The organism is Hyphomonas oceanitis SCH89 (assembly GCF_000685295.1).
Classification (GTDB): domain Bacteria; phylum Pseudomonadota; class Alphaproteobacteria; order Caulobacterales; family Hyphomonadaceae; genus Hyphomonas; species Hyphomonas oceanitis.
In genome coordinates this window covers 97398-123730 of record NZ_ARYL01000005.1, presented here as the reverse complement: position 1 = coordinate 123730, position 26333 = coordinate 97398, and the positions used below count along the sequence as shown (strand labels likewise).

Annotated in this window: 28 protein-coding genes; 13 read left to right on the top strand and 15 right to left on the bottom strand. The window is 61.4% G+C overall.

Annotated elements, in window-relative coordinates; translation table 11 throughout:
• Window positions 1–44: 44 nt before the first annotated feature.
• The 8 genes from HOC_RS05380 to HOC_RS05345 all read right to left on the bottom strand — a co-directional run bounded on the left by HOC_RS05380 (window position 45) and on the right by HOC_RS05345 (window position 7289).
• Window positions 45–1094 (bottom strand): DUF4340 domain-containing protein, encoded by a 1050-nt coding sequence (locus tag HOC_RS05380; protein ID WP_035536447.1) that lies wholly within the window; start codon window positions 1092–1094, stop codon window positions 45–47.
• A complete protein-coding gene (locus HOC_RS05375) occupies window positions 1091–2989 on the bottom strand; it encodes a GldG family protein (RefSeq protein ID WP_035536444.1) in 1899 nt (632 codons plus the stop codon). The genes HOC_RS05380 and HOC_RS05375 overlap by 4 nt, the downstream gene beginning before the upstream one ends.
• A gap of 1 nt (window position 2990) precedes the next feature.
• Window positions 2991–3749: an ABC transporter permease subunit gene (locus HOC_RS05370; RefSeq protein WP_199285874.1), complete on the bottom strand. Its 759-nt coding sequence runs from the start codon at window positions 3747–3749 to the stop codon at window positions 2991–2993.
• Entirely contained in the window at window positions 3746–4477 is a 732-nt protein-coding gene (locus tag HOC_RS05365; RefSeq protein WP_035536441.1) for an ABC transporter ATP-binding protein, read from the bottom strand. The genes HOC_RS05370 and HOC_RS05365 overlap by 4 nt, the downstream gene beginning before the upstream one ends.
• Before the next feature lie 92 nt (window positions 4478–4569).
• Complete coding sequence (locus HOC_RS05360; RefSeq protein ID WP_035536439.1) at window positions 4570–5325, bottom strand: creatininase family protein; 756 nt, start codon at window positions 5323–5325, stop codon at window positions 4570–4572.
• Between the two features lie 4 nt (window positions 5326–5329).
• Complete coding sequence (locus HOC_RS05355; protein WP_035536436.1) at window positions 5330–6409, bottom strand: 5-(carboxyamino)imidazole ribonucleotide synthase; 1080 nt, start codon at window positions 6407–6409, stop codon at window positions 5330–5332.
• Entirely contained in the window at window positions 6406–6894 is a 489-nt protein-coding gene (purE, locus tag HOC_RS05350; protein WP_035536434.1) for a 5-(carboxyamino)imidazole ribonucleotide mutase, read from the bottom strand. The genes HOC_RS05355 and purE overlap by 4 nt, the downstream gene beginning before the upstream one ends.
• A gap of 11 nt (window positions 6895–6905) precedes the next feature.
• A complete protein-coding gene (locus HOC_RS05345; protein ID WP_035536432.1) occupies window positions 6906–7289 on the bottom strand; it encodes a VOC family protein in 384 nt (127 codons plus the stop codon).
• Between the two features lie 162 nt (window positions 7290–7451).
• Here HOC_RS05345 and HOC_RS05340 point away from each other — a divergent pair, with 162 nt between their 5' ends.
• From HOC_RS05340 to HOC_RS05325, 4 genes are all read left to right on the top strand, one after another.
• Window positions 7452–8138: a GGDEF domain-containing protein gene (locus HOC_RS05340; RefSeq protein WP_051624553.1), complete on the top strand. Its 687-nt coding sequence runs from the start codon at window positions 7452–7454 to the stop codon at window positions 8136–8138.
• A 114-nt stretch (window positions 8139–8252) separates the two neighbouring features.
• A complete protein-coding gene (locus tag HOC_RS05335) occupies window positions 8253–8420 on the top strand; it encodes a YdcH family protein (protein ID WP_035536430.1) in 168 nt (55 codons plus the stop codon).
• 72 nt (window positions 8421–8492) lie between these two features.
• A complete protein-coding gene (locus HOC_RS05330; protein ID WP_035536428.1) occupies window positions 8493–8819 on the top strand; it encodes a hypothetical protein in 327 nt (108 codons plus the stop codon).
• Between the two features lie 5 nt (window positions 8820–8824).
• A complete protein-coding gene (locus HOC_RS05325) occupies window positions 8825–9583 on the top strand; it encodes an SDR family NAD(P)-dependent oxidoreductase (RefSeq protein ID WP_035536425.1) in 759 nt (252 codons plus the stop codon).
• Between the two features lie 4 nt (window positions 9584–9587).
• Here the strand turns inward: HOC_RS05325 and HOC_RS05320 are convergent, their stop codons facing one another.
• Complete coding sequence (locus tag HOC_RS05320) at window positions 9588–11291, bottom strand: alkaline phosphatase D family protein (RefSeq protein WP_035536422.1); 1704 nt, start codon at window positions 11289–11291, stop codon at window positions 9588–9590.
• A gap of 89 nt (window positions 11292–11380) precedes the next feature.
• Here HOC_RS05320 and HOC_RS05315 point away from each other — a divergent pair, with 89 nt between their 5' ends.
• A complete protein-coding gene (locus HOC_RS05315; RefSeq protein ID WP_035536419.1) occupies window positions 11381–12406 on the top strand; it encodes an RluA family pseudouridine synthase in 1026 nt (341 codons plus the stop codon).
• A gap of 33 nt (window positions 12407–12439) precedes the next feature.
• Here the strand turns inward: HOC_RS05315 and HOC_RS05310 are convergent, their stop codons facing one another.
• Entirely contained in the window at window positions 12440–13333 is an 894-nt protein-coding gene (locus HOC_RS05310; protein ID WP_035536416.1) for a DUF3108 domain-containing protein, read from the bottom strand.
• A gap of 250 nt (window positions 13334–13583) precedes the next feature.
• Here HOC_RS05310 and rpmB point away from each other — a divergent pair, with 250 nt between their 5' ends.
• From rpmB to HOC_RS05290, 4 genes are all read left to right on the top strand, one after another.
• Entirely contained in the window at window positions 13584–13877 is a 294-nt protein-coding gene (rpmB, locus tag HOC_RS05305; protein ID WP_035536415.1) for a 50S ribosomal protein L28, read from the top strand.
• Between the two features lie 184 nt (window positions 13878–14061).
• Complete coding sequence (locus HOC_RS05300) at window positions 14062–14535, top strand: hypothetical protein (protein ID WP_035536413.1); 474 nt, start codon at window positions 14062–14064, stop codon at window positions 14533–14535.
• Between the two features lie 3 nt (window positions 14536–14538).
• The gene (locus tag HOC_RS05295; RefSeq protein WP_035536411.1) at window positions 14539–14751 is read left to right on the top strand and encodes a helix-turn-helix transcriptional regulator; all 213 of its coding nucleotides are present in this window, start codon (window positions 14539–14541) and stop codon (window positions 14749–14751) included.
• Between the two features lie 62 nt (window positions 14752–14813).
• Window positions 14814–16484: an amidohydrolase gene (locus HOC_RS05290; RefSeq protein WP_035536410.1), complete on the top strand. Its 1671-nt coding sequence runs from the start codon at window positions 14814–14816 to the stop codon at window positions 16482–16484.
• Here the strand turns inward: HOC_RS05290 and HOC_RS05285 are convergent.
• Window positions 16481–17767, bottom strand: a complete 1287-nt coding sequence (locus HOC_RS05285) for a tetratricopeptide repeat protein (RefSeq protein ID WP_035536407.1) — start codon at window positions 17765–17767, stop codon at window positions 16481–16483. The two genes, HOC_RS05290 and HOC_RS05285, sit on opposite strands and share 4 nt — an antisense overlap.
• Before the next feature lie 172 nt (window positions 17768–17939).
• Here HOC_RS05285 and cobS point away from each other — a divergent pair, with 172 nt between their 5' ends.
• From cobS to HOC_RS05265, 4 genes are all read left to right on the top strand, one after another.
• Window positions 17940–18923: a cobaltochelatase subunit CobS gene (cobS, locus tag HOC_RS05280; protein WP_199285873.1), complete on the top strand. Its 984-nt coding sequence runs from the start codon at window positions 17940–17942 to the stop codon at window positions 18921–18923.
• 14 nt (window positions 18924–18937) lie between these two features.
• The gene (locus HOC_RS05275) at window positions 18938–19606 is read left to right on the top strand and encodes a dienelactone hydrolase family protein (protein WP_035536404.1); all 669 of its coding nucleotides are present in this window, start codon (window positions 18938–18940) and stop codon (window positions 19604–19606) included.
• Entirely contained in the window at window positions 19606–21600 is a 1995-nt protein-coding gene (gene cobT, locus HOC_RS05270) for a cobaltochelatase subunit CobT (RefSeq protein WP_035536402.1), read from the top strand. Before HOC_RS05275 ends, cobT begins: the two co-directional genes overlap by 1 nt.
• 67 nt (window positions 21601–21667) lie before the next feature.
• Window positions 21668–23446 (top strand): alpha/beta hydrolase, encoded by a 1779-nt coding sequence (locus HOC_RS05265; RefSeq protein ID WP_035536399.1) that lies wholly within the window; start codon window positions 21668–21670, stop codon window positions 23444–23446.
• Between the two features lie 63 nt (window positions 23447–23509).
• Here the strand turns inward: HOC_RS05265 and HOC_RS21070 are convergent, their stop codons facing one another.
• From HOC_RS21070 to HOC_RS05245, 4 genes are all read right to left on the bottom strand, one after another.
• A complete protein-coding gene (locus tag HOC_RS21070; protein WP_051624552.1) occupies window positions 23510–23917 on the bottom strand; it encodes a hypothetical protein in 408 nt (135 codons plus the stop codon).
• 69 nt (window positions 23918–23986) lie between these two features.
• Window positions 23987–24289 carry a GIY-YIG nuclease family protein gene (locus tag HOC_RS05255; protein WP_035536397.1) on the bottom strand — a complete coding sequence of 101 codons (303 nt, stop codon included), beginning with the start codon at window positions 24287–24289 and terminating at the stop codon, window positions 23987–23989.
• Between the two features lie 190 nt (window positions 24290–24479).
• Window positions 24480–24932, bottom strand: coding sequence for a hypothetical protein (locus HOC_RS05250; RefSeq protein ID WP_156950387.1), 453 nt, complete (start codon window positions 24930–24932; stop codon window positions 24480–24482).
• A 54-nt stretch (window positions 24933–24986) separates the two neighbouring features.
• Window positions 24987–26228, bottom strand: a complete 1242-nt coding sequence (locus tag HOC_RS05245) for an argininosuccinate synthase (protein WP_035536394.1) — start codon at window positions 26226–26228, stop codon at window positions 24987–24989.
• Between the last annotated feature and the right edge of the window lie 105 nt (window positions 26229–26333).

Sequence of the window (26333 nt, the reverse complement as noted above, 5' to 3'; positions counted from 1 at the left end):
ATGCAAATATTACAGTTACTTTATCGGCCTGCTCAAGCTCATTTTCATGGCTGGGCTGGAGAGGCCGGGTCGCTTGGTTGCGGTGGCCTGACGATGGATGAAATGCTCGGCGTGAATTCATTCCAGTCAAATTCGGTCAGCTCGAAGGCCCAGCCGGAGGCTTTCTGATTGATCGTACTGCCCCGCTGTGCGCCTTCGCCGGCTTCGATTGCACGCAGCGTGACGAAATACCCGTCCGGCTCCCTATAGGCCTGTAGGTCAACCTCCAGCCCGTCATGCGTTTCCGTGATGTGCCGCGCGACCGGCCGGGTTGTCAGTTTGCTGGCGGGTTTCACGCCTATCGGCTGGAAGCGCGTCAGCGCCAGGGCAGGCGTAGAGGCGGCAATCCGGCTGACGAGCCGATAGTCCTGATAGGGTGGAGCGGGCCGGAAACTGCGATCGCTGCTACCGACAGAGCGTTGCAGGTAGAGACTGTTGCCGCGCGCATCAAACAGGCGGACGGCCGATACCGCGTCTGAATGGATGTCGATTATGTCGAGGTCCAGCCAAGCGTCGTGATTGTAAAGCGGTGGCAGGTCGCCATTCACGCGGAAGGCCTGCTCTTCGCCGGGCAGGCGGGCATACACAATCGAACCCTTGCGGCCCGTGATAAGGGAGGCGGTAACAGTGCCCGCCTCGTTGATGATCTCGATCAGGGCGCCGGTACCCCCGTCACGCGGATCGCCAAGGCCGATCCGGTTCATCTTGCCAGGGTCGCGCGTGCGGCCTTCGCCCCATGTGAGATCGCCGAGGCCCCCGGCAAGGCTCGCCAGCCGGTCGGCCCGCACCGGGTAGCCGCCCGACCCTTTGAGCGTCCAGCCGTCGGGCCCATTGATCAGGCTATAGGACTCATCTGCCAGGGTGATCCGTATTTCTGCCGCATCGGCCCGCGCCTCCGCAAAGTCAGGCAAGACCGGCTTGCCCATGCGTCCCGTCGTCTGCGGTGTTTCGTTTCCGCCGATATTCAGAAAGATGGCCAGCACGGTGAGCAGGCCCGCCAGTACGGCGAGCACCTGAAGCCGTCGCACGCGTTGACCGTGGCGAATGTCGATCATGTGCTGCGCCCCTGACGATGACGCTGGCGGCGCCAGACAAGCAGGCCGATCAGACCAACGAAGAGAGGGCCACCCCAGATATTGATGACCTTCAGTGTCCCTTCAAGCCGGTCGATCTCGCGGCGATAATCGCGCTCTATTCCGCGCAGGCGGCCGCGTAGCTCGATAATGTCGGCTCGCAACTTCGTCAGCTCAGCACGCTCGGAATCGCTGAGATCTGCCTCCAGGTCACCAGAGAAGAAACCATCTGCAGCGCCAATTTCCTGAAGCTCTTCCAGCCGGGCCTGCGCCGTCTCCAGGCGGCTTTCCAGCTCGGACTGCTGGCGGAAATATTTGGCTTCGGCGCTTTCGCGCATCTTGTCGATGCGGGTCATCGGGCGCAGGCTCGGTGAGCGCGAGCGAAGACGTGACAGCTCGCCGCCACCGGAAAGGGCATCAAGCGCATTCAGCACCAATGCGCCGTCATCGGCAACGACCGTGCCACGCCCCGGCACGATGTAGAAATCATCCGCAATCGTGTCGACATCGGCAATCAGGACAATCTCTGCATCCGTCTCGCTCTCGCTGATATGCGGCGGTGCGTTGGCCGCCTCTGCGCGCATCAAATCGGCCAGTGTCGGATCGGAGGGTTCGTCCAAGGCGGGCGCCCCTGCAGGAAAGGCCGTGACAAGTGGTCCTGAAAGACGCCCCGCCAGAACCAGCGGCTCCGGCGCCGTCTTGTAGGATTTGAGAACATCGCCAGGCGTCATGTCGCGCACGGCTTCGGCTGCGTCCATATAGGAGGGGCTGGGTCCGGTCTCGATGAGGGGGGAAAAACTGACCCCGTCCGGCAACATGGTCGTAACGAATGCGCCCGGTGCGCCGAAATTGACCGTCCGCGTAAGGTCTGCCGTTACGAGGTCGTCCCGGTTCATGTCTGCCGACGGCGCGCCGATGAACAGGGGATGTGCAAGTTCTTCAGTGCGGCCATTGCCTGTATCGACCGGCACCGGCAATGCGTTTGCCGCATCCGCAACCGCGCCTTCTGACAGGCTTACGCCCCAGGCTTTGCCCAGAACGCCAAGATCGGAGCGGGGGTGATCATTGCCCCTATCGAACATGCTGCTGCCGACAGCGGTCTTGGCGGCTGGGTCCACCATGATGACGGCCCGGCCATGACGCAGGACATACTGGTCGATCAGCCATTCCTGACGCGGCGCCAATTCAGGTGGGTGGGCAAGGAAGAGGACATCCAGATCCTCCGGCAGGGACTGGAACTCTTCCGATATCGGAACGATTTCGAATGATTTCGCAATGTCGGACAGGAGCGTATAGCCACCTTCGCCGCCAGGCGCCGTCATGCCCGGCAGGGAGGAGAGAATGCCTACACGCGGCGGATCCGGATCATCCAGACGCGCGACCATGCGCGTCAGGTCATATTCGAGTGTGACTTCGTGCTCGGGCGCCAGGAAGGGAATGACGCGTTGGTCGTCTATGGCGTTGCGCCCGATAATGCCAAAATAGAGCGGGTCGGTGCCAGTTGTGCTCACCGCCGTTATGCCTGCAGCAAGCGCCTCGTCTTCAGACTCGGAAAAAGGCGAAGGATCAATCTCGCGAACGATCACCTGACCATGGGACTGGCTGCGATAGGCTTCCAGCAATTCGCGCACGCGTGCTGCATAGGCCCGCACGGCTGGATATTCCTGCCCCACACCGCGGGTATAGACAAAGGTGATTTCGACCGGCTCGGCGACGCCTCTCAGCGTGTCCTTCGTGCCCTGCGACAGCGTGTAGAGATTGTTCTGTGTGAAATCCACGCGGGCGCCGGACAGCAGCTTTTGCATAACCAGGTTGCCCGACACGAAGATCGTGGCGGCAAGGGCCGTGGCGGCGAACATGTAATGCTTCGCCTTCATCCTATCCGAGCCTCTGCCGCGTCGCCCAGAGGCCGTTCAGCGTGGCCCAGAAGGCTGTGAAGCCAAGAAAGAAAACTACGGCGCGCAGCTCCAGTACGCCGCGCTGCGCACCTTCAAACTGGGTCAGGAAGGAGAATGAGGCAACGAGTTCAGCGCCGCCCGTTCCGAATACGGACTTTACGCCGGACAGCACGAGCGGCCAGCCAGCCGCCGTGAACACGAAGGCGATGACGACGCTGATCACGAAGGCGGTCACCTGGCTGCCTGTCAGGGCTGATATGGCGGCGCCGATTGAGAGATACGCGCCGGCCATCAGGAAGCTCACCAGATAGGTCAGCATGATGGCCGCATTGTCCGGGCTGCCGAGCACATTGACTGTCACCCACATGGGCGCCGTCAGCGCGAGGCCGACACCCGCAACGGTCCATGCCGCCAGCAGTTTGCCGAGCACGAGCCCCGGCATGCCCAGTGGTAGGGAGAGCAGCAATTCATCGGTGCCGGCCGATCGCTCGTCTGCCCAGAGACGCATGGCGAGGGCGGGCAGGAAGATCATGTAGAGCCACGGATGCCAGACGAAGAAGGGCGCGAGATCGGCAGAACCGGTATCGAAGAAGCGGGAGGCTTCCCAGGTGAAGACTCCCAATGCGAGCAGGAAAACAGCGAGGAAGACATAGGCCATGGGCGTCGCGAAATAGGCGCCCAGTTCGCGTCGATAGGTGGCGGTGAACCCCCCGAATTGTTCGCGCAGCCACATCATCATGCCGATTCCGCCTCGGCCTGATCGGTCAGGCGGGTGAAAGCGCCCTCCAGCGTCCCGTCCTCGGATTGCCGGGCCAGCGCCTCCGGCGTGTCATCGGCAATCACCATGCCCCGGTCGACAACGATGGCGCGCGTGCACATGGCTGGGACTTCCGTCAGCGTATGCGTCGAGATCAGGATCGCCTTGTGCGGCGCCATGCGGGCGATCAGCGCGCGGACTGCACGTTTCTGATTGGGGTCCAGGCCGTCCGTCGGTTCGTCGAGCAGCAAGACCGGCGGATCATGAAGGATAGCCCCGGCAAGGCCCACGCGGCGGCGATAGCCCTTGGAAAGAGATCCGATACGCTGGTCGCACACCGTGGAAATGCGCGCGTCTGCGATGGCGCGCTCCACGCCGTTCTTGCGCGCAATGCCGTTCATGCCGCGCGCGGATGCCATGAAGACCAGGAACTCGGGCGGCGTCATGTCTTCGTAGAGGGGCGCGCCTTCGGGCAGGTAGCCGAGCGCCCGCTGCGCCTCGCGCCGATTGGAAAGAATGGATTTGCCATCAATCAGTGCGTCGCCGCTGTCGGGCTCAAGCACCCCGGCAATCATACGCATTGTCGTGGACTTGCCTGCGCCATTCGGCCCGAGAAAGCCGAGCACCGTGCCCTTCTCAAGCCGGAAGGACACCCCGCGCACAGCATGCTTTGCGCCAAATGATTTTTCCAGCCTCTGAATGTCGAGCATGTATCTGGTTCGCACGCCTTTCTGGAAGCATACTTTGATACCGCCCTTCGCTGCGCGTGGCCAGTCTCCCTGCTGTAGTCGGCCGTGTCATTTTACGCAGAAAAGCGGGCAACATCTTCCAGCATGGCCTTGGCGGCGGCCTCGACAATCTTGCCACCATCTTCCGCATTGGACTGCGTTGGGTCAGACCCAATCCGGCCATCCGGGAAATCGCGGCGATACTGTACGGCGTCGCCAATCTTGCCATTGGGGGCGATTTTCGGGCTCATTTCGACCTCAGGCCGCGCCCGATCCGGATGAGCATGGTAGGTCACCGACACTTCAGATGCCGTCGCGTGGCTGCCATGGCCGACGGGATAGAGCTTGTTGCAAAGGCCCATCACGTCACGGAAATCCCACCAGTCGCGCCGCTTGAGCGACAGACCGGGGCGATTGTCCGCCCCGCGCGGGTCGAAACTGCGCCGGGCGTGGATCTCGCTGAAAGCCGCCTCGATCGTGTGGATATTGCCGCCATGACCATTGTACCAGTAGAGGCGCTCGAAGCCATGCCGCATCAGGCTCTCGGTCCAGTCTGTCATGGCTGCGATCATGGTCGTCGGCCGCAGCGTGATCGTACCGGGGAAGCCGAGATGGTGCTGCGCGCAGCCCACATTAAAGGTCGGCCCGACGAGAATATCCTCTGGCGCGAGGCTCTCGGCATGGCGGGCAATGATTTCCGGGCAAAGGGCATCCGTGCCAATAAAGCCGTTCGGGCCGTGCTGCTCCATCGAGCCGATCGGGATGACGATGGTGCGTGACTTTGTGAGCCAGCGTTCAATGTCCTGCCAGGTCGATACGGGAAGCAGCATGGGCTTAGTCCTTTCGCGGTCCGAGTCGCGTTGTGATATGGCCCATCTTGCGTCCGGCGCGCGCTTCGCGCTTGCCATAGAGTGTCAGCGTCTCGTTCGGGGCCAGCATGGCCGGATCAATCAGGCCTGCCTTACCGATCAGGTTTAGCATCTCCGCATCGAAAAGCCGATGCGTGTCGCCCAGCTTCCAGCCCGCAATGGCGCGTATGTGCTGTTCGAACTGGCCCGTCTGGCAGGCTTCCGGCGTCCAGTGGCCGGAATTGTGAACGCGCGGGGCAAACTCATTGGCGATCAGGCTGCCATCCGCCATGACAAAGAATTCGAGCGCCAGAACCCCGACATGACCCAGCGCATCGACCAGCGACACGGCCTGTCGGCGCGCTTCCACCTCAACCTCAAGCGAAAGACCGGACGGGACGATTGAGCGGGCAAGTATGCCCTCTTCATGCACATTGCGGGGCGGTGCCCAACTGGCGGTCTCGCCGCTACTGGACCGGGCCACGATGACAGAGATTTCGCGTTCGAAGGCCACGGCGGCTTCCAGCACGCACGGCGCGCCGCCAACAGCTTGCCAGCCGACTGAGATATCACTTTCCGCTTTGAGCCATGCCTGGCCCTTGCCATCATAGCCATCCCGCCGCGTTTTCAGGACGCCCTTGCCGCCCAGTGTCGAAAGGGCCGCGGCGATGTCAGTCTCGGCATCAATCGTCCGGTAATCCGCCGTCGCGATGCCGATACTGTTGAGGAAAGCCTTCTCGTCAGCTCTGTCCTGCGACACGGCGAGCGATTTTGCCCCTGGGTGCAGCGGGGTGCCGGTGGCGGCAATCGCTTCCACGGCGCTGACCGGGATATTCTCGAATTCGAGCGTGACCACATCGCAGGCACGGGCAAAGCCTGAAAGCGCATCGTCGTCGTCATAGTCAGCCTGCCAGTGCTTCATGGCAACGCGCGCAGCAGGCGCATCGTCTTCCGGGCAGAAGACATGCACATCAAAACCGAGCTGGCTGGCCGCACTGGCCAGCATCCGGCCCAATTGTCCGCCCCCAAGAATCCCGATCACGGCGCCGGGTGGCAAGCCAGTCATCCCTCGGGAACCTCGGCGACGCCATCAGTCTGGGCTGCGCGATAGGCGTCAAGTTTTGCTGCGACCGCGTCATCATTGAGGGCAATGATGGCTGCAGCCATCAGGCCAGCATTCACTGCGCCAGCCTCGCCAATGGCCAGTGTACCGACCGGCACGCCGCGCGGCATCTGCACGATGGAAAGAAGACTATCGAGACCCGACAGGGTCTTGGACTGGACCGGCACACCCAGAACAGGCAGTGGCGTCATGGCTGCCGTCATGCCGGGCAGGTGTGCTGCGCCGCCCGCGCCTGCAATGATCACTTTCAGGCCGCGGGCCTTGGCGGCCTTGGCATATTCCGTCAGGCGGTCAGGTGTGCGGTGGGCCGAGACAATCTTCGCCTCATGGGGCACGCCCATCTCTTCAAGAATGGCGGCGGCATGGCGCATGACCGGCCAGTCCGACTGACTGCCCATGATGATACCGACTGTTGGGGATGTGGTCATTCTGGTCGTGGTTACTCCGGTAAATGACAGACTGCTTCGACATTGTTCCCGTCGGGGTCGAATACGAAAGCTGCGTAATAGTTCGGGTGGTAATGGGTACGCAGTCCCGGTGTGCCATTGTCACGGCCACCTGCTTCAAGTGCCCGCTTATAAAAAGCGTCCACGTCGATCCGCTTGTCCGCGACGAACGCTACATGCAAGCCTGTATGGGGTGAGGAAGACTGGGTGATCCACAAGGTGGGCTTGTTGCCACGGCCATATCCACCCGATGGCGGTCCACCCGCTTCTTCAGGTTTCATCATGACGAGCGCTGCACCAATCGCACCAAGAGCATGGTCATAGAAATCCCGCGATCGGTCAAAGCTCGCAACATTGATGGAGAGATGATCAATCATAAAAGCACCGGTCTTTCAGCGGTATGGGTAGTCTTAGTTGCCAGAAAGCGCGCACCATAAGAATGCCGTGCGCGCGGTCAACTGGTGCCCTGTTTACACGTCACAGGTGAATCATCTGCTGCACGTCTCCCCCTCGCCACAAATCGCGTATATCCTTTATCCATGACGGAAGAATTCCATCAGGTTTCGCAGGATCAACGCCGCGCCCTACTCGACATTCTCGGGGTCGATCTCGCCGCGCTTGGCCGCCGCGAGCGGGCTGCGCTGGAGGCGCTCAGCGAAGAGGTGATTGCCCTGCGCGAAGAGGCCGCGCGCCTGCGGGCGGAACTCGCCGAAGCCGAGCTTCTTGCCGACAATGACGCGCTCTGCCCTGTCTTCAACCGCCGGGCCTTCGAACGGGAGGTCCGCCGGGAAATTGCGCTGGCCGGGCGCTTCCGCACGCCGCTTTCGCTTATTTTTATCGATCTGGACCATTTCAAGAAGGTCAACGATGTCTTTGGGCATGCCGCTGGCGATGATGTCCTGCTGCGCATTTCGGATATCTTGCTGAAGAATACGCGCGAAACCGACATTGTGGGGCGCCTCGGTGGCGATGAGTTCGGGATCGTGCTCGCGCAGGCCAGCCACGCCGATAGCCTGGCAAAGGCGAGCCAGCTGGCGCTTCTCATTGACCAGTTGATTGTCTGCGATGGCGAGGATGAGGCAGCGCCAAAAGTCCATATCGGCGCCTCATGCGGTGTTGCCGAATGGCGGGAAGGGCAGGGCGCCGATACGCTGGTCGCCTTGGCTGATCAGGACATGTTCGCCCAAAAAGCGCGCAGGAAAACGGGTCGACCGCTCCACGCTTGATCCGAGACTATTAAACTCATGAAATGCGCGGCTCGCCCCCTTAACGCCATCCCTCTTCTATGATTTAGTGTGGCAATAAAGACACAAGTTCTTAACCGCAGAAGGAGACTGCCCATGTCGCTCAACGGTCGGATCAGTGAGCTCGCCAACAAACATCGCGAACTGGATGAGAAGATTTCTCAAACCCAGAAGCACCCGTCGGCTGATGCTCTTGAGCTAAAGGATTTGAAGCGACAGAAACTCAAGATTAAAGAAGAATTGCAATGGTTGAAGGCCAGCTAGCGCAGTAAAGGCGGAACAGGTCCTCCGCCGGCGCGCCGGGAACTGGTGCAGGCAACGGGCGGAGGACGACCCATGCGAGATATTCTAGACCAGGACCGACCGATGACACTCGGTGCGGTGAAACTGGCCACGGCCATTCTGGGCTTGGCGCTCTTAATGGCTGCGCTTTTCGTTCTTTTCGGGGCCTTGCTGGCCTTGTTCAAAGGTCATGTCATCATGGCGCTTACCCGGCTCGCGTTCGGGTTTGCGCTGATAATCTTCCTGTTTGTGACTGTCAGGCTGCTCGGCGAAATTCTCGCCGCCCTGCACAGGCTGAACGACCGGCTTGCCATTCTGGGCGACGATATCCGAAATCCCACCCGCGTAACGTCCGCGCCGTCTGAAACAGCCGGGGAATAGCCGCCATGGGCGAACCCGTCACAGCGATCCTCGGCCTTGGCCGGGAAGTCGGCGATGCCATCGCGCGTCGTTTCAGCGAAACCGGCCACCGCGTCATGGCGGCTGATCCGAGCGCCGAGCGTCTCGCCACAGCGCGCAACGCCGTGCCGGATGGCGTCGTGCTCCACCACGGCGAACTCCACACGCGTCTTGGCCTGCGCAATGCCTTCACGGCCGCCGTTGAAGGCTTTGGCCGTATCGATAATGCGGTCATCATTCCTGAGCTGGAAGCGCCGGACACGTTACTCGACTTTGCCAGCGATAAATTTGACAAGGCGATCGCGAAATCCATTCGTGGCACGGCCCTCGCGCTGCAGGTTTTCGCCGAGCGCCTCTCCGAACAGGAAGACCTGCCGACTGTTGGCGTCGAGCGCCTGCGGCAGAAGGGAACGATCACTTTCGTTCTCTCCTACTCGGCTATTGCCTCCATGCCGGGCCAGTTCACCGAAACCATTTCGCAGAATGGCGTGCTTGGCGTCATGCGCGCTGGCGCCGTTGAACTCGCCGAGATGTCCATTCGTGTGAATGCCATTGTCGCCGTCAGGCCGAGCGAGGAGCGCGTTCAGAGCTGGACGACACGCCGCACGCCGCTGGGGCGCACGGCGCAGGCTGATGAAATAGCCGACGCCTGCCGCTTCCTGGCGTCGCCTGAGGCCGCCTTCATTACCGGCGAGGCGCTGCGGCTCGATGGGGGCCGCATGCGCCTCTCCGGCTTGCTGGATTAGGGTCTTAGGCCCGGGTCAGGGCCGAGACACCTTTGGCTTCCGGCGTCACTTCATAGGTCGCAACGCGCTCTGCCGTGAAGTCGGTCGAAAGGACTGTCGACACTTTGACGAATTCGCCGGTGACGCGTTCTGGCGTCAGCGTCATCAGGATATAGCCGTGGCCTTCCGGATCATGCCATTCGACTTCAGGATTGGCGTCGGCAAAGCGCTGGCCCAGGTCCGGCACGTCGGTGATATAAGCGCTGATGCCGGGTGAGGTGATCGACGTGGTCACGAATTCCACGCCGACGCGTTCGCCCTTGTCATCCACGAGTGTGTCGGCCCAGGCCGAATGGATGTCGCCTGTCAGCGTCACAAGGCGGGCGCCGGCTGCCTCAACGCTGTCATAAAGACGACCGCGCGCTGCCGGATAACCGTCCCAGGCGTCCAGATTGAATGGCAGGCCAAGAGCCGAGAAGCCGATCATCTGCTGGACTTGCGGGATCGCCTGCGCGATTTGCTCAGGCGTGAAGGCTTTCGACATGTCTGGCAGGGCGACGCGCGCCATCATGACCTGATTAGCCATAACCTGCCATGTTTTGCCGTCCGCGACCGATTCCTTCAGGCCTTTATCAATCCAGGCTTCCTGCGCCGCGCCCATCATCGTGCGCGCGGGGTCATTGATGACTTTCATATGCGCCTCAATCTGAGCCATCATTTCCGTCTGGTCGGATGTGGTCACAGCATCGGACCAGCCAATGCTTTGCGAACGGCCCGTCAGACGGGTCTCCGTTGCGAAGATCGTGGCAACATCGCCAAAGCTGAAGTCGCGCCAGACGGCTGAGGTGATGTTGCCCGATTCCGGTTCGCGCATCGGCATCCATTCGAAATAGGCCTGAATGGCGCGCAGCTTGCGGTCAGACCATTCGCCTTCACCCTTGTCCGGATTGTGGTTTTCGGCGCCGGTGCGGTAGCTGTCATTGGTGCTCTCATGGTCGTCCCATGTGCAGATCCATGGCGCAGCGGCATGGGCGGCCTGCAGGTTCGGGTCTGTTTTGTATTGCGCGTGGCGCTTGCGATAGTCGTCGAGCGAGACGATTTCCGTTGTTGGTTCATGCAGGCGACCAAGGGCTTCGGCCGTTTTCGAGCCATAGCCGTCGACGCCGTATTCATAGAGATAGTCGCCAAGGTGAATGATCGCGTCGAGGTCTGGCTCGGCGGCAAGGGCCTTGTAGGCGTTGAAATAGCCGAACTGCCAGTTGGAACAGGAGACCACACCGAGCCGGACAGGCGTTGTGCCTGATACCGCTGTCGTGCGTGTCCGGCCTTCCGGCGAGGCGATATCGCCCGCGCTGGTCAGGGCGGTAAAGCGGTAGGTGTAAACGGTCGCAGGGCTGAGGCCTGCCACATCCACTTTCACGCAGAAATCATGCGAAGCCTCGGCGCTGGTCATGCCCGTAATGAGAGGCGTCTCGCTATTATCGGCCGCGAACACGTCAAAGCGCACCGGGATCGGGCCCGTGCCGGACTTCGGCGTGACGCGTGTCCAGAGGATCATCTTGGTCGGCAGCGGGTCGCCGGATGCCACGCCGTGGTCGAAGGAAACGTCGCCCTCATAGGCAGGTGCGGTGGGCGCCAATGCATTGGTGGCTGGCTTTGCGCACGCGGCAAGGCTAAGGGCTCCGGTGGCTGCGGCGCCGAGAAGGCCGCGTCGGGTAACTGCGCTCATGATATCCTCCAGTGAGTTCGGGCCGCTTGTAGGGCGCGACTACGACAACTGAATGACGCTTGGCGAACTCGAAGTCTATAAGGGTGCAAATGGAAACGATTTCTCTCACCGCCAGCGCGACAGACGCCGGCCTGCGTCTCGACAGTTTCCTTGCCGAGAGGGCCGGGTCGCTGTCGCGTTCACGCGCCAAATCCCTGATCAAGGAAGGCGCCGTCATGATCAATGGCGTGCCGACCGACGATCCGCGCAAGGCCGTTGTCGAAGGCAGCACCTATACGCTGGCCCTGCCAGAGCCTGTGCCGGCTGTCCCGCAGCCGGAAGACATTCCACTCGAAATCCTGTTCGAAGACGAACACCTCATCATCATCAACAAGGCTTCAGGCATGGCCGTTCACCCGGCGCCCGGCAGCTGGGACGGCACGCTGGTCAATGCGCTCCTCTTCCATTGTGAGGGCCAGTTGCCCGGCATTGGCGGCGTTGAGCGCCCGGGCATCGTTCACCGTCTCGACAAGCTGACGACCGGCGTCATGGTCGCGGCCAAGACCGAAGCGGCCCATGTGGGCCTCTCGGCCCTGTTTGCGACACACGACATCGAGCGATCCTACCTTGCCGTCACACGCGGCGCCCCGCGGCCTCTATCCGGCACGATCGACGAGCCGATTGCCCGCGCCACCGGCGACCGCAAGAAAATGGCCGTCGTGCGCAATCCCGACGGCACCCACGGACGCGAGGCGATCACGCATTACAAGGCGCTCGAAACATTCGGCCTGCGCGACAAGGGAACGGGTCTGCCGGCTGCAGCGCTCGTCAAATGCACGCTTGAGACAGGCCGCACACACCAGATCCGCGTCCACATGAGCCATGTCGGCGCCAGCCTGATCGGCGATCCCGTCTATGGCAGGTCAAAAGGCGTGACTGCCTGGGGCTCGGGCGAAGATTTCGATACCGCCCGTGATGCCGCCCGCCGGTTCGAGCGCCAGGCACTACATGCGGCCGTCCTCGGCTTCGTCCACCCGATTACGGGAGAGGACCTTCATTTCGAGGCACCTTTGCCAGAGGACATGACGGGCCTTATCGCAGCGCTACGCCTCTTGCCCAAGGACGATCACGACTAGATCCGGCAAGGGCAGGGCATCTTGCGCCTGCCCTTACTGACCATCCGAGGTCACAGTCGCTTCTTCCGTCACGATCGGTTCAAACCGCAGCTTCTTGGCCTGAAGCGTGATCTTGCCGATCTTGTCCGTATCGGCCTGGATCTTCACGGGCACGGTCGTGCCGTTTTCCAGCGGGGCCAGCCACATGCGCAGCGGGCCATCAATGCCTGATAAATTATCCTTGTTGGACTCGCCCTTCTTGTAGCCGGCGACTTTTTCCATCGTCACATGGCATTCAATGGCATTGCCCGACCAGGCATCGGTCTTGACCTGTTTCATGCCAGCATTTTTCAGGTGGAGGTACGTCAGCTGGCGTCCGTCAAAGATACGGATCGGCCCGCCGCAAGGGTCGGCGCCCGGTGCGCGCGGTTCCAGCGCGAACGTGATCAGCGCCGTGATCGGGTCATTTGTCTTCAGCACCTGCTCGGTCGTTGCGGCCGGATCGCCCAGGTTTCCGAACTCAGGATCGGCCTTCATCTTGAAGCTGTCCGGGCCGATGGTCAGGTTCACGCGGCGGTTCTTCTTCCCGTCGCGGTTCTGAGAGACATAGGAATAGGTCTTCAGGGCATTGTCGCGCGTATAGCCGGACGCCTGCAGGACCATGTCATAGTTGACGAACCAGTCCGCAATGCCGGTCACCTTGACCCGGGAATTGATCACGTAATTGTCCGGCTTCATGTCGACGGTAAAGCTTGCACGGCCCGTCGCCGGGATGAACAGCACATAGGCCTTGGCTTCCAGCTCGTATATCATGCGTGTCGGCGTTCCGGCCTTTACACCCGCCAGCACAGTCGGCGCAGCTGCGCTGCTGCCGCCCGACGTATCGGCCACGGCGATGCCAGCCATTGCGAGCGCAAGGCCGGAAGCAAGCATGTATGCGCGTTTCATCAGGTCGTATCCTTTGGATTGGGGCCCATCGCACTCTTATATAAGGGTGCAACACCAACGGCGCCTGAACAAGATTGCCCCTATAATGCCCCAATCAAGCGACGGGTTGCACTCAAGATTCATCACAGGCCATGACAGGGGGCTGTAAAACTCGTACTTCGCATGTGGCTTCGCAGTTGACACGGCCCCCTCCTACTGTGTAACGACGCGCCTTCGAGACAACCCTGAACATGCAATCGGAGCGAGGCCCATGTCCCGCGAATGTGAACTTACCGGCACCAAGCCGATCGTTGGCCACCTGGTGAGCCACTCCCAGGTGAAAACCAAGCGCCGGTTCCTGCCGAACCTGATCGACGTGACGCTTCATTCCGAAGCCCTCGACCAGAAATTCAAGATGCGCATCGCGGCGAAAGCCCTGCGCACCGTCGACAAGCTCGGCGGCCTTGACGGCTTCCTGGCCAAGGCAAAGGACGACAAGCTGTCGTCCAAGGCCCTCAAGATCAAGCGCGACATCGCCAAAAAGGCCGTTGCTGCTGCCGCCTGATCGCTCCTTGCGACCGGCAAACTGAAAAACGCGCTCCTTCGGGGGCGCGTTTTTGTTTGTCCGGGAGTCTGGGGACTGGAACGGGCCCGTTGAGCATGCGAATAAAATTGTAAAACATGTTGGACATTGTCCCAATCCATCGCTATGTAAAACATATCTTACATCACTGGGAAAGGACAAGCGCATGTCATGGACTGAAATCCGCACTCTCGGCTCGCTCATGATCGCCATTTGGGCGGTCTGGCTCCTGCAGACGCGGTTCCTCGATGGCTGGCAGGTTGTGGACCTGCCGCCTGATCAGATGCTCAGTACCTATGTCACCGTCATCATCGGCATGATTGTCGGCGAGATTCTCGTGACGACCGGCGTCTCGATTGCCGGGTCGGTCCTGAATGACGCGACAGCTGACAGCGCGGACTTCGAGGACGAGCGTGACCAGCAGATCGAGCGCCGCGCCGGGATCATTTCGCACTGGTTCATCATTACAGTCGTGAATGTCCTGGCACTGCGCCTGATCATGCAGGAAACCTATTCAAGCTCAGTACTCTCGCCACTCGCGATCGTATCGACCAGCGGCATTGTCTTTACCCTGCTGGCGCTGCTCTTTGCTGCACACATCGTGAAGATGGTTGCCACGCTCGTGCTCTACAGGGTCTAGGCGATGGCAAAGGGCAAGGTCCGAAACCACATCAAGGCGCTGCGCGCCGAGACGGGCGGCATGACCCAGTCGCAACTCGCCGAAGCCGTCGGCGCAACCCGCCAGACCATTATCGCCATCGAGCAGGAGAAGTATGCACCGTCGCTCGAGCTTGCCTTTCGCATATCGCTTGCGTTTGGCGTCCCATTTGAGGCGGTCTTTTCGTTCGAACCTTGACTTCCCGTAATGCGCGCCGTCTGCTCGGTCATCTCCAGACCTGACCGGAAGGATGCCATCTCATGCGCACCGCCTGCCTCGCCTTTGCCGCGCTCCTGCTCACCGCATGCGGCGGAAATGCACCGCCCCCGCCTGAAACGGCCCCGGCTGCAAAAGTCACCGTCATCACAGGCGGCACGATCTATACGGGCAACCCGGACCAGCCGACGGTCGAGGCGGTCATTGTCGGCGCGGATGGGCGCATTACCGCGACTGTTCCACCAGCCTCTGCCGACTGGAGCGAGGACGAGGTTACACTCATCGATCTCAAGGGCGGGGTCATGTTTCCCGGCTTCACTGATGCGCATGTCCACCTTCTGGGCGTCGGCCAGCGCGAACTGACCCTGAACCTTGAGGGCACCGCTTCGGTGGCTGAACTTGTCAGCCGCGTTGAGGCGGAAGTGGCGGATAAGGAACCGAGCTCGGTTGTGTTCGGTCGCGGCTGGATCGAAACCGGCTGGCCTGAGGCGCGCATGCCCATGGCGTCTGACCTCGATCCTGTCAGCGCGGATTACAAAGTCATCCTGCAACGCTCAGACGGCCACGCTATGGTCGTGAACTCCGCGACGCTCGCTGCCGTTGGGATTACGAAGGGCACGCCCGATCCTGAAGGCGGCCGTATCGAGCGCAATGAAGACGGCACGCCAAATGGCCTCCTCATCGACAATGCGATGAATCTCGTCGCACCCCTGGTGGCTGCGCCGGATGCGGAAGGCCTGAAGACGGCGCTTGAAACTGGCGCAAAGCTTTATGCGTCGCGCGGGTGGACGGGCGGTCACAATATGAGCGTCGCACCCGAACAGATTCCCCTGATGGAAGAATTGGACAAGGCGGGCCGCCTGCCGATCCGGCTCTATAATGCGCTGGATGCTGAAGGCTTCGATATCGCGGCGGGTCGCCAAATGGAAACGGACACGATCACCAATCGCGCCGTGAAGATCTATATGGACGGCGCCCTCGGCAGCCGCGGCGCCCTGCTGATCGAACCCTATAGCGACCGTCCCGATACATCGGGCCTCGCCCTGATGAGCCCGGAAGACCTCGCCGCCATCATGGCGCGGGCGGATGCCGCCAATGTCCAGCTCGCCATCCATGCTATTGGCGATCTGGCCGACAGGCGCATCCTCGAAGCGGTTGAGGCGGGTGGCTACGATGCTTCCCATCGCTGGCGTATCGAACACGCCCAGAACTTCGCGCTTGCCGATATCCCGCGCGTCGGCGCAAACGGCCTGGTTGCCTCGATGCAGCCTTCTCACGCCATTGGTGACCTGTTTTTCGCTCCCTCTCGCCTTGGTCTGCAGCGTCTCGCGGGCGCCTATGCCTGGCGTAGCCTCTGGGATAGCGGCGCGGTTGTGGCGGGCGGGTCTGACGCGCCGGTCGAGGTTGGCTCTCCGCTGATCGAGTTCTACGCCGCCGTCTCCCGCAAGAGCCTCAAGGGCGAATCCGCCGAAGGCTGGCACCCTGAACAGGCCCTGACGCGGGAAGAGGCGCTCGCTCTCTTCACATCGAACGCAGCCTACGCTGCTTTCGAAGAAGATGATCTCGGCACCATCGAACCCGGCAAACTCGCCGACTTCACCGTCTTCGACCGCGACCTGATGACCGTGCCGGAAGCCGAAATCCTTGAGGCCAAACCGCTGATGACCATGGTTGGGGGCGAAGTCGTCTGGAGCGCTGACGCGTCCGCGCCCTAGCAGTACTTGTTGCCGGGGCGGCAGGACGAGGAATAGGCCGTGCCGATATTGGCCGTGGACCTGAGTGCGTCGTTCCAATCGCGATTGTCCTGCCAAGTGGAGACGTTGTTCGACGAGGAAGACGAACCGGACGAAGAATAACTGCCCGACGAGCCGACACTGCCAGTGCTCGCATACGCGCTCGCGCCGCTGGCCAACGCCGCGAAAATCCCGCCAATCGCGTTGTCGACGCTCCGGCCCCAGTTCCCGCCTGATTTTGTCGGCATGGATCCGGGTGGTGGGCCCATCATGTTGGCCATCTTCATTGCCAGGCTGCAGCCCATGCTATCGCCGCCCTGAAAGCAGGCCTTGGTGGAATAGGTGCGGATCGTCTGCCAATTGTTCAGCCCATAATCGGTATAATAGTTCAGCCAGGCGACATTGAAGCAGGCGCTATAGTCCGGCGTGTCGGAGTCGCACTGGGATTTGAAATAGCGCTCGGCCCGATAGCCATTGGAATAGCCCGCACTCGGCCCAACAAATCCGGTCAGTCGGGCGTGGTTCTCGCAGGCTTTCGGTATGCTATTGTCACAAGCGAAAGCGAGCGGCGCGAGCGCGGCCCGCTCATCCTTGCCATAGGGGGAGTTTACTGCGCCCTGATAGAGGCCCAGCATGTAGCAGGCGGCCGGGCCCTTGAAGTCGCACAGGGTCTTGAAGGCGTTATAGGCCTCCCAGTGATTTCCGGCATCCCGTTCATCCACGGCCGCGTAATAGGCCTCGGACGAGACGCGTTTGATATTCTCGAATTCAGCATCCGTCTTGAAGATGCTCATCTCGTAGGCCTTGGTATACCAGACGAGCGCCTCGCCCAGATTTCGCTCAACGCCGATCGGTGCCATTTCATACATCCGCGCGAGGGACTTCATACAGGTGATGCAGCCCGCTTCAGCCCCGGCCATGTAGAGGTAGCTGGCGCCAATATTGTCTTCCGCCTCGTCGCCTGAGGTGACCTTGCCCGTCGCCCTCAGCACGGCGGCATCGGCATAGGCTTCCGCCGTGCCCGCATCTGCGGCCTGCAGGTAAAGCTCGGATGCCCGCTCGAAATCGGGCGCGCCATACGTCCCCGCCGCATATTCCCGGCCAAGCCTGAGCAAGGCGTCGCCCGTCGCTTCCTGTGGGCGGGCTGTGTCCTCGACACTGAGCGATTGAGCAGAGGCGAGGGGCGCAACCGCCACAACAGGCGCCGCCATCAGGGCCAGGCCAGCCAGCATCCGGGCTGTGCGCGCAAGAAATCTTGAAACCATGGCTATTTTCCTCCACCCTCATCGTGAAATCTAGAACCGGGATAAGGGCTTGTCATCACCCCCGGGGGTGTCTGAGGGGGCTTACTTACGCTACGTCGCACTAGGCGCGCGCCCATCTCGTGCTAGAACCTATACTGAAACCACATATCCTCCCCGACGAGACTGAAATTCCATGACTGTAATGAGCGAAACCGATGCCCTTGAGGGCCTGAAGCCAACAGAAAAAGTCAACGTGAAGAAGGTCTTCGGCCTCGACACGGCCATGACCGTTCACGGCTTCAAAACCCGCACCGAATACGTGCCCGAGATCGATCCGTCCTACCGGTTCGACCCGCAAACGACGATGGCCGTTCTGGCCGGCTTCGAGCACAATCGCCGCGTCATGGTCCAGGGCTATCACGGCACAGGCAAGTCGACTCATATCGAGCAGATCGCTGCGCGCCTCAACTGGCCGATGATCCGGGTCAACCTCGACAGCCATGTCAGCCGGATCGACATGGTCGGCAAGGATGCGATTGTCCTCAAAGAGGGCAAGCAGATCACCGAATTCCGTGAAGGCATCCTGCCCTGGGCACTCCAGCGCCCGGTCGCTATCTGTTTCGACGAATATGATGCCGGCCGTCCGGATGTGATGTTCGTGATCCAGCGCGTTCTGGAAGCAAGCGGCAAGCTCACCCTGCTCGATCAGAACCGCGTCATCGCGCCAAACCCGTTTTTCCGTCTGTTCGCCACCACGAACACGGTCGGCCTCGGCGACACGACCGGCCTCTATCACGGCACGCAGCAACTGAACCAGGGCCAGATGGATCGCTGGAGCATTGTCACCACGCTGAACTATCTTGAGCACGATGCCGAAGTCGAAATCGTGAAGACCAAGGCGACCGGTGTGGACGACGACACACTGTCCAAGATGGTCACGCTCGCTGATCTCACGCGGAATGCCTTCATGGCCGGAGACCTCTCCACCGTAATGAGCCCGCGGACCGTGATCACATGGGCTGAAAACTACGCGATCTTCCAGAATCTCGGCCATGCCTTCCGCATGACCTTCCTCAACAAATGCGATGAACTCGAGCGCCCCCTCGTGGCCGAGATGTACCAGCGCTGCTTTGCCGAGGAACTGCCAGAGAGCGCGTTGATGGTGAAGGTCGCCTGAGCGGAGACATCTGAATGACCACGACCAGCCTGAGCCTTAAAAGCCATGACGGCTTTGTCTTCGGTGCCGTGCGCATCGAGGCAAAAGGTGTGCGCAAAGGCGGCCTGATTGTCGTGCAGGAAATTTTCGGTATCAATTCCGACATGATCCGCGCAGGTGAGCGCTTTGCGGCCGAAGGCTATGAAGTGCTCCTGCCATCCATGTTTGATCGTCAGAAGCCGGGCTTTGCCCGCGAAGACCATTCTATCGAGGCCATGACGGAAGGGGCTGGTTATGCCCGCGCCAACGGGCTGGATAACGCCATGGCGGATATTGGCGCCTGCGTTGACGCGCTGGAGCGTCCGGTCTTCATCACCGGCTTTTGCTATGGTGGATCGATTGCCTATCTGGCCGCTTGCCGGCTCAGGGGAATTGTCGCGGCTTCGGCTTATTATGGCAGCCTCTTGCCCTCCTTCCAGACGGCCGAACCAAGATGTCCCGTTGCGGCGCATTTCGGCCGGAATGATCCCCATATCCCCATGGACAGCGTTGAAGCCTTCACCGCTGCCCGCAAGGATGTGCAGGTTCACGTCTATGACGCCGCCCACGGCTTTGCCCGTCAGGGCTCCGACGATCATGATGCCGCCAGTGATGCCCTCGCCTTCAAACGCACGCTGGACCTGTTCTCAGACGCGGTGCAGTAATGGCGAAGGATACAAGCCCTCAGGAACTTTTCAAACAGGCCCTTGCCGCCACCACCAAGGCGATGAGCGCCGATCGCGAGGTCGAAGTCGGCTTCGGCAATGATGCCGGGTCAGACGCCGCGCGTATCGTCTTGCGTCCGCCACCGGTTGAAGTTCCCGCGCCTGTTGCCGCGCGCATTCGCGGCGAGGCAGATGCCGTGGCGCTCCGCCGGGCCCACCATAATGAAGCGGCCCACCTCCAGCACCGTCCGCAGGGCGACCTGCCGCGCCGTGTATACGACGCCGCAGAACATGCGCGCATCGAAAGCCTCGGCGCCAATGCCATGCGTGGCACGGCCAATAATCTCGACGCCGTCCTGGAATATCGCAGCAAGTCCGGCGAATTTGCCATGGGCGCCGAAGAGCCCGAAGCGATCCTCGCACCCGCCCTGGAATTCCTGCTGCGCGAAAAACTGACCGGCCGTCCGCTGCCGGAAGGCGCCAAACGCGTGGCTGATGTCTGGCGCGACCGCGTTGAGGCCGATACCGGCGGCGCGCTCGACAAGCTGATTGGCCAGTTGCACGACCAGTCCGGTTTTGCGCGCACCATCCGTGAGATGATCCGTGATCTGACGGCTGGAGACCAGTCGGGCGATGAGGCTGAGTCCCAGGACGAGCAGCAGCAGGAAGAGAGCGAAGACGACCAGCAATCCCAGCAGGGCGAACAGGACATGGAGTCCGAAGAGCCCATGGGCGCCTCCGCCGAGGAAATGGAAGCTGGCGACACCGAGGACATGGACGGCGAAGAAACCAATGTCAGCGTCGATCAGGACGCCGACATGGAAGCCGACGACGAGCCGGACGACAGCGATGACGGCTCCAAGCCGCTACGCCCGAACTTCCGGGATGGCGACGAACGCGACCGTTTCAACTACCAGGTCTTCACGCGCGCGCATGATGAAGTGGCGCAGGCCCCTGATCTTTGCGACCCGGAAGAACTGACCCGCCTGCGTGCCTATCTCGACCACCAGCTTCAAGGCCTGCAGGGCGCCGTGTCCAAACTGGCCAACAAGCTGCAGCGCCGCCTCATGGCGCAGCAGAACCGGTCATGGAGCTTTGACCTTGAAGAAGGTGTGCTCGACACAGCTCGCCTCACGCGCGTCATCACCGATCCGACAGCGCCGCTCAGCTTCAAGCAGGAAGATGACAGCAATTTCCGCGATACGGTCGTCACGCTCCTGCTCGACAATTCAGGCTCCATGCGCGGGCGTCCCATCATGGTTGCGGCCCTGTGCGCCGACATTCTGGCCCGCACGCTGGAACGCTGCGGCGTGAAGACGGAAATTCTCGGCTTCACCACCAAGGCATGGAAAGGCGGCCTGTCGCGTGAGGATTGGGTGCGCGGCGGCAAGCCGAACGGGCCCGGCCGCCTCAACGACATTCGCCATATCGTCTACAAGCAGGCCGATGCGCCATGGCGCCGCGCCCGCAAGAATCTTGGCCTGATGATGCGCGAAGGTCTGCTGAAAGAAAATATCGACGGTGAGGCCCTGCTCTGGGCGCATGACCGCCTGCTCGCCCGTACCGAGCAGCGCAAAATCCTGATGGTCATTTCCGATGGTGCGCCGGTCGACGATTCCACGCTCAATGTGAATATCGGCAACTATCTGGAACGCCACCTGCGCCAGGTCATCGACGAGATCGAGAATCGCAGCCCGATTGAGCTGATCGCCATCGGCATCGGCCATGACGTGACCCGCTATTACAAGCGCGCCGTCACCATTGTGGACGCCGAACAGCTCGGCGGCGCGATGACGGAACAGCTCGCCAGCCTGTTCGATGAGAACGGTCCAAACCCACAGGCCATGGCCATCCCGCCGTTGACAGAACGTACTGTTCGCGGCGCGGTCTCCGGTGCGGCCAGCGGCGCACCGAGCTATGGTGGCCGCAAGGTCGATCTTGGCCGCGATGTCAAAACCACGACGCTCCAGGCCGTGAAAGGCCCGAAACGCTAGGCAAAAGCCTGTCCCATATTTTTGCCTTCATGCTAGGGTTTGATGGGGCAAGTCAGGGGACGAAACGATGCATCACAAAACCATTTCGAGGCTGATCTGCATTGGCCTTCTCGGCCTCATGGCCGCCTGCGCCTCCAAGCCCGAACCGGACCGCCTCGTCCTCCTTGGTGATGCACAAGCGGCCGGGGACATGGCTGAACAGGTCGCTCAGGCCCGCGCCCTGCTGGCCGATCCTGCGATAAGGGGCGACGTGCGCGCAGACCTTGGCGACATCCTCGCAGACGCCGGCCAGACCGAAGCCGCCCTCGTCGCCTATCGCCAGGTGCTGACCGAAGCGAGCGCGGCCACACCACCAGACTATGCCTACCAGATCGACCTGCGCGCCCGCATGGCCGAAATCGCCCTCGCCGCTGGCGACAAACCGCGCGCGACCGAAGAACTGTCTGCCGCCATCAGGCAGGTCCGCATCCATCTCGGCGCAGACCATCCGCGCCTTGCGCCTCTGCTCGCCTTCGCCATCGAAAACGATCTCGATAATGCCCGCATCGCCGAGATCACCGGCCTCAATGTCGATGACGCGCTGACCGAAAGCGTTGAACGCGGTCGCGAACGCGCCTTCGCCGCCGCCTCAAGCCGCAGCCGCGCCCTCGGCCCGGAGCCGGATTTTGACCTCGTCCGCGTCTTCTTCGGAACGAACCGCGCCCCCACGATCAAGCGCGTCGCCATGGTCGGCGGCAAGCCGGTCTTTAATCCCTACAAATACTATGGCGGTAAGCAGGCCCCGCTCGCCACGGGCAGCGTCATGGTCTCCGTGCCCCGCAACCGTGCCGTCGGCGATATTCCCAAGCCCAGCATTTTCAGCTTCGACCGCCGACCCGATCCCGCTAAACACGTCATCCTCGGTGACATGCAGGTCGACGCGACCATGGCCGAATTCCTCGCCAATGTGCGCATCTCGCTCGCCCGCTCCCAGCGCCGCGAGATCTTCATTTTCATCCACGGCTACAATAATGATTTCCCGACAGCGGTTGAGCGCACCGCCCAGCTCGCCGTAGACCTCGAGATTGATGGCGCTCCCGTCCTCTACTCATGGCCGTCGGCCGGCAGCGTGTTCGGCTACAAGGCCGACCGCGCCCAGATCACGCAGGCCACGATCGACGACCTCGAGCACTTCCTCCACGTTCTCACCGAGCAGACCGGCGCCGAACGGGTCAATATCGTCGCCCATTCCATGGGCAATGAATTCCTCGTTCGTGCCCTGCAGGAAATGGCGGATGACGAGCGCGCCGTGCCTGCGCCCTTCGATCAGGTCGTCTTCGCCTCGCCCGATGTCGACGCTGATGACTTCATCGAGATGATGGACCGCGTCCATGGCCTCGCGAAAGACATGACGCTCTATGCCAGCGCCAAGGACCGCGCCCTGCAGGCGTCCAGTCGTTTCAACAAGTCCGGCCGCCGCGCGGGCGATGCGAGCGAGCCGGTCCTGCTCGCGGGCCTCAACACGGTCGATACCACGCCCGGCGCAACGGGCGGTCTTGACCTCGGCCATTCGGATATTTTCGGCGCCGCCTTCCCGGATTTCCAGGCCATCACCTGGCTCAGCCTTGAGCCCGAACAGCGCTGCATCCTCGGCAAGCGTGAAGGCAAGACCGGCACGGCCTGGATCTTCGGCACACCGAGGGCGGACTATTGCGACGCCGAAGACTTCGCCACCGCCATGACCACTGTCCGCCGCCTCGGCCCGGACAAGGCACTCACCGAACTCCAGTCCCGCGCCCTCTCTGGCGTGGGCGATGCCGCCCGCTGGCAAGCCGCCCTCCGAATCGTCGAGAGCCTGAAAGACTAAGTCCCACGCATCCCCGGCGAAAGCCGGGGTCTCGTGCCGTCGGCGCCCGTCCTTCGGCGTCCCTCAGAAGGGGCGTTCCGCCACTGCCGCAAACGCCCCGCGTATCTCGCTCAGGTATTTGATCGCCTTCTCGCGATGCTTGGTCGATTTCGCCTTCTTCGGCATGCGGCTCAGCCAGTGCTTGTTCGGGCCGATGGGTTTTTCCCGCGACAGTTCCCGCGTCGAGGGTAGCGGCTGGCGCGACATCACTTCGACATAGGCGTCCAGTTCGGCCAGCGAGGTGAACACCAGTTCCACCCCGTCAATTTCCACCATCAGCACCGGCCAGCCTTCGCCCGGCACGGGGCCCGGCCGCGGCGGGTCAAACATTGTCGCCGTATTCAGGCTCTCGCCGTCCAGCGGCCTGTGCACCCAATAGGTCATCACCGAGATCGGCGGCATTTTCCAATAGGTAATCTGGTAGAACTTCACGTCCCGGCTCTCCTCCGGTATTTCGCCTCATGGCCTGAATTTAGGCAGGGCGCCGGGGATGGCAAGCGCTTACCCCGTGATCTCGAACCAAAGGTCTTTCCAGTCGGGATTCATCTTTTCGATCAGGTTTATCTTGTTCTGCCGACGATAGGATTTCAGGGATTTCTCCCGCGCAATCGTCGCCTCGATCCATTCGTGCACCTCGTACCAGACGAGCCTCTTGCAGCCATGGGTCTTGGTGAATCCCGCCGCAGTTCCCTCCCGGTGCTGCCACGTTCGCTGCACAAGATGGGATGTGACGCCGATGTAAAGCGTCCCGTTCTTCCGGTTCGCCATCATGTAAACCGCAATGATGCGATCCTCATTTGCCATGGCGTCCTCCCCCTGCCTCGCGACAGGAATGAAACGGCGTACCGATAAAAGATCAAGCCTCCCAACACGCGTCATCCCCGATGGCCGCAGGCCATCTGGGAACCCATCACCCGAATGCTCCACTAGAGATTAGCGCTCTTAAACAGTTGGGTGATTCCTGCGGCGAGAACCAATGGTGGGTATCGCGCGCTCAACCCGCCCTACTCTTGCGGATGGCTTTGCCGATCAGAAACGTAATGCCAGCGAACACGCCAGACATCATACAAACAAGCAAAGGAATTACGAGGGCACCCACCTCTGCGCCCTTGCGGTCACAATCATGCCAGATGGAGGCATCCAATCTGCCAGATACCCAGATGCCTAGCGAGCATGCGGCGACAAGGCCCAACAGCCAGACGAATCTGCTACGAAGTGTAGGTGCTTTTGATGCTCCGAGAACGAATGGCGCAAAACCGAGGCCAACAAGAACAGCAAAGTACGCAGTGAGCGGGTTTATTGCCCTGAAGAACTCCGAAATCTGCTGTCCCAACGTCAGGTCCGACAGGCCGCGCGGCGCGCCTAAGGGCCCTGAGATGGCATCAAAACAAATCTGCCAATCGCGATGGGCCATCTGCAACGGGTATGTCACTGCGATAACGGACATCACCGCTATCAGAAAACCGATTGGTCCCGAGAGTCGATATATCGCAGCCTTCAATCAGTTCTTCCCGAACTTCCGATCACGCCCCGCCAGCAATCTCAACCGCAACGCATTCAGCTTGATAAAGCCTTCCGCATCTTTCTGGTCATAGGCGCCGTGGTCGTCTTCGAAGGTCACGATCTTCTCCGAGTACAGAGAATAGGGCGATGAGCGGCCGATGAGATAGGCCTGGCCCTTGTAGAGCTTGATCGTCACGTCGCCGGTCACCCAGCGCTGCGAGTAATCGATGGCCGCCTGCAGCATCTCGCGCTCCGGGCTCCACCAGAAGCCGTTATAGATCAGCTCGGCATATTTCGGCATCAGCTCGTCTTTCAGGTGGCTTGCGCCCCGGTCGAGCGTGGCCTGTTCGATGCCGCGATGCGCCACCAGCAGGATCGTGCCGCCCGGCGTCTCATAGATGCCGCGCGACTTCATGCCGACAAAGCGGTTTTCCAACAGGTCGAGCCGGCCAATGCCGTGCTTCTTGCCATAGGCGTTCAGCTCCGTGAGGATCGTGGCCGGGCTCATCGCCTCGCCATTGATGGCGCAGGCATCGCCACGTTCAAAGCTGATCGTGATCACTTCCGGCTTGTCCGGTGCCGCTTCCGGGCTCACCGTACGCATGTGCACGAATTCCGGGGCTTCCTCGGCCGGGTTTTCCAGAACCTTGCCCTCGGAGGACGAGTGCAACAGGTTTGCATCCACCGAGAAGGGCGCCTCGCCCTTCTTGTCCTTGGCGATTTCGATGCCGTGGGATTCGGCAAATTTCATCAGGTCGGTCCGGGATTTGAACTCCCAGTCGCGCCAGGGCGCAATCACCTTGATGTCCGGGTTCAGGCCGTAATAGCCAAGCTCGAAACGCACCTGGTCATTGCCCTTGCCGGTCGCGCCATGGCACACGGCATCGGCGCCCACCATGTCGGCAATCTCGATCTGGCGCTTGGCGATCAGCGGCCGGGCGATGCTCGTGCCCAGCAGGTAGACGCCTTCATACACGGCATTGGCGCGGAACATCGGGAACACGAAGTCGCGCACGAATTCCTCGCGCACATCCTCGATGAAGATGTTTTCCGGCTTCACGCCAGCGGCCAGCGCCTTCTTGCGGGCCGGTTCCAGTTCTTCGCCCTGCCCCAGGTCCGCCGTGAAGGTCACCACCTCGGCGCCGAACTCGGTCTGCAGCCATTTCAGGATGATGGATGTGTCGAGGCCGCCGGAATAGGCGAGGACGACTTTCTTCGGGGCGGCTTTGGCCTTGGACATGCGCGTGCACCTTTATTGTGCGTGTTTTCAATGGGTGTTGCCTTAAGGACAGAAGCCCGTGATGACAAGCCGGGGGCCGGGCCATTTCCTATGGTTAAAGAATGC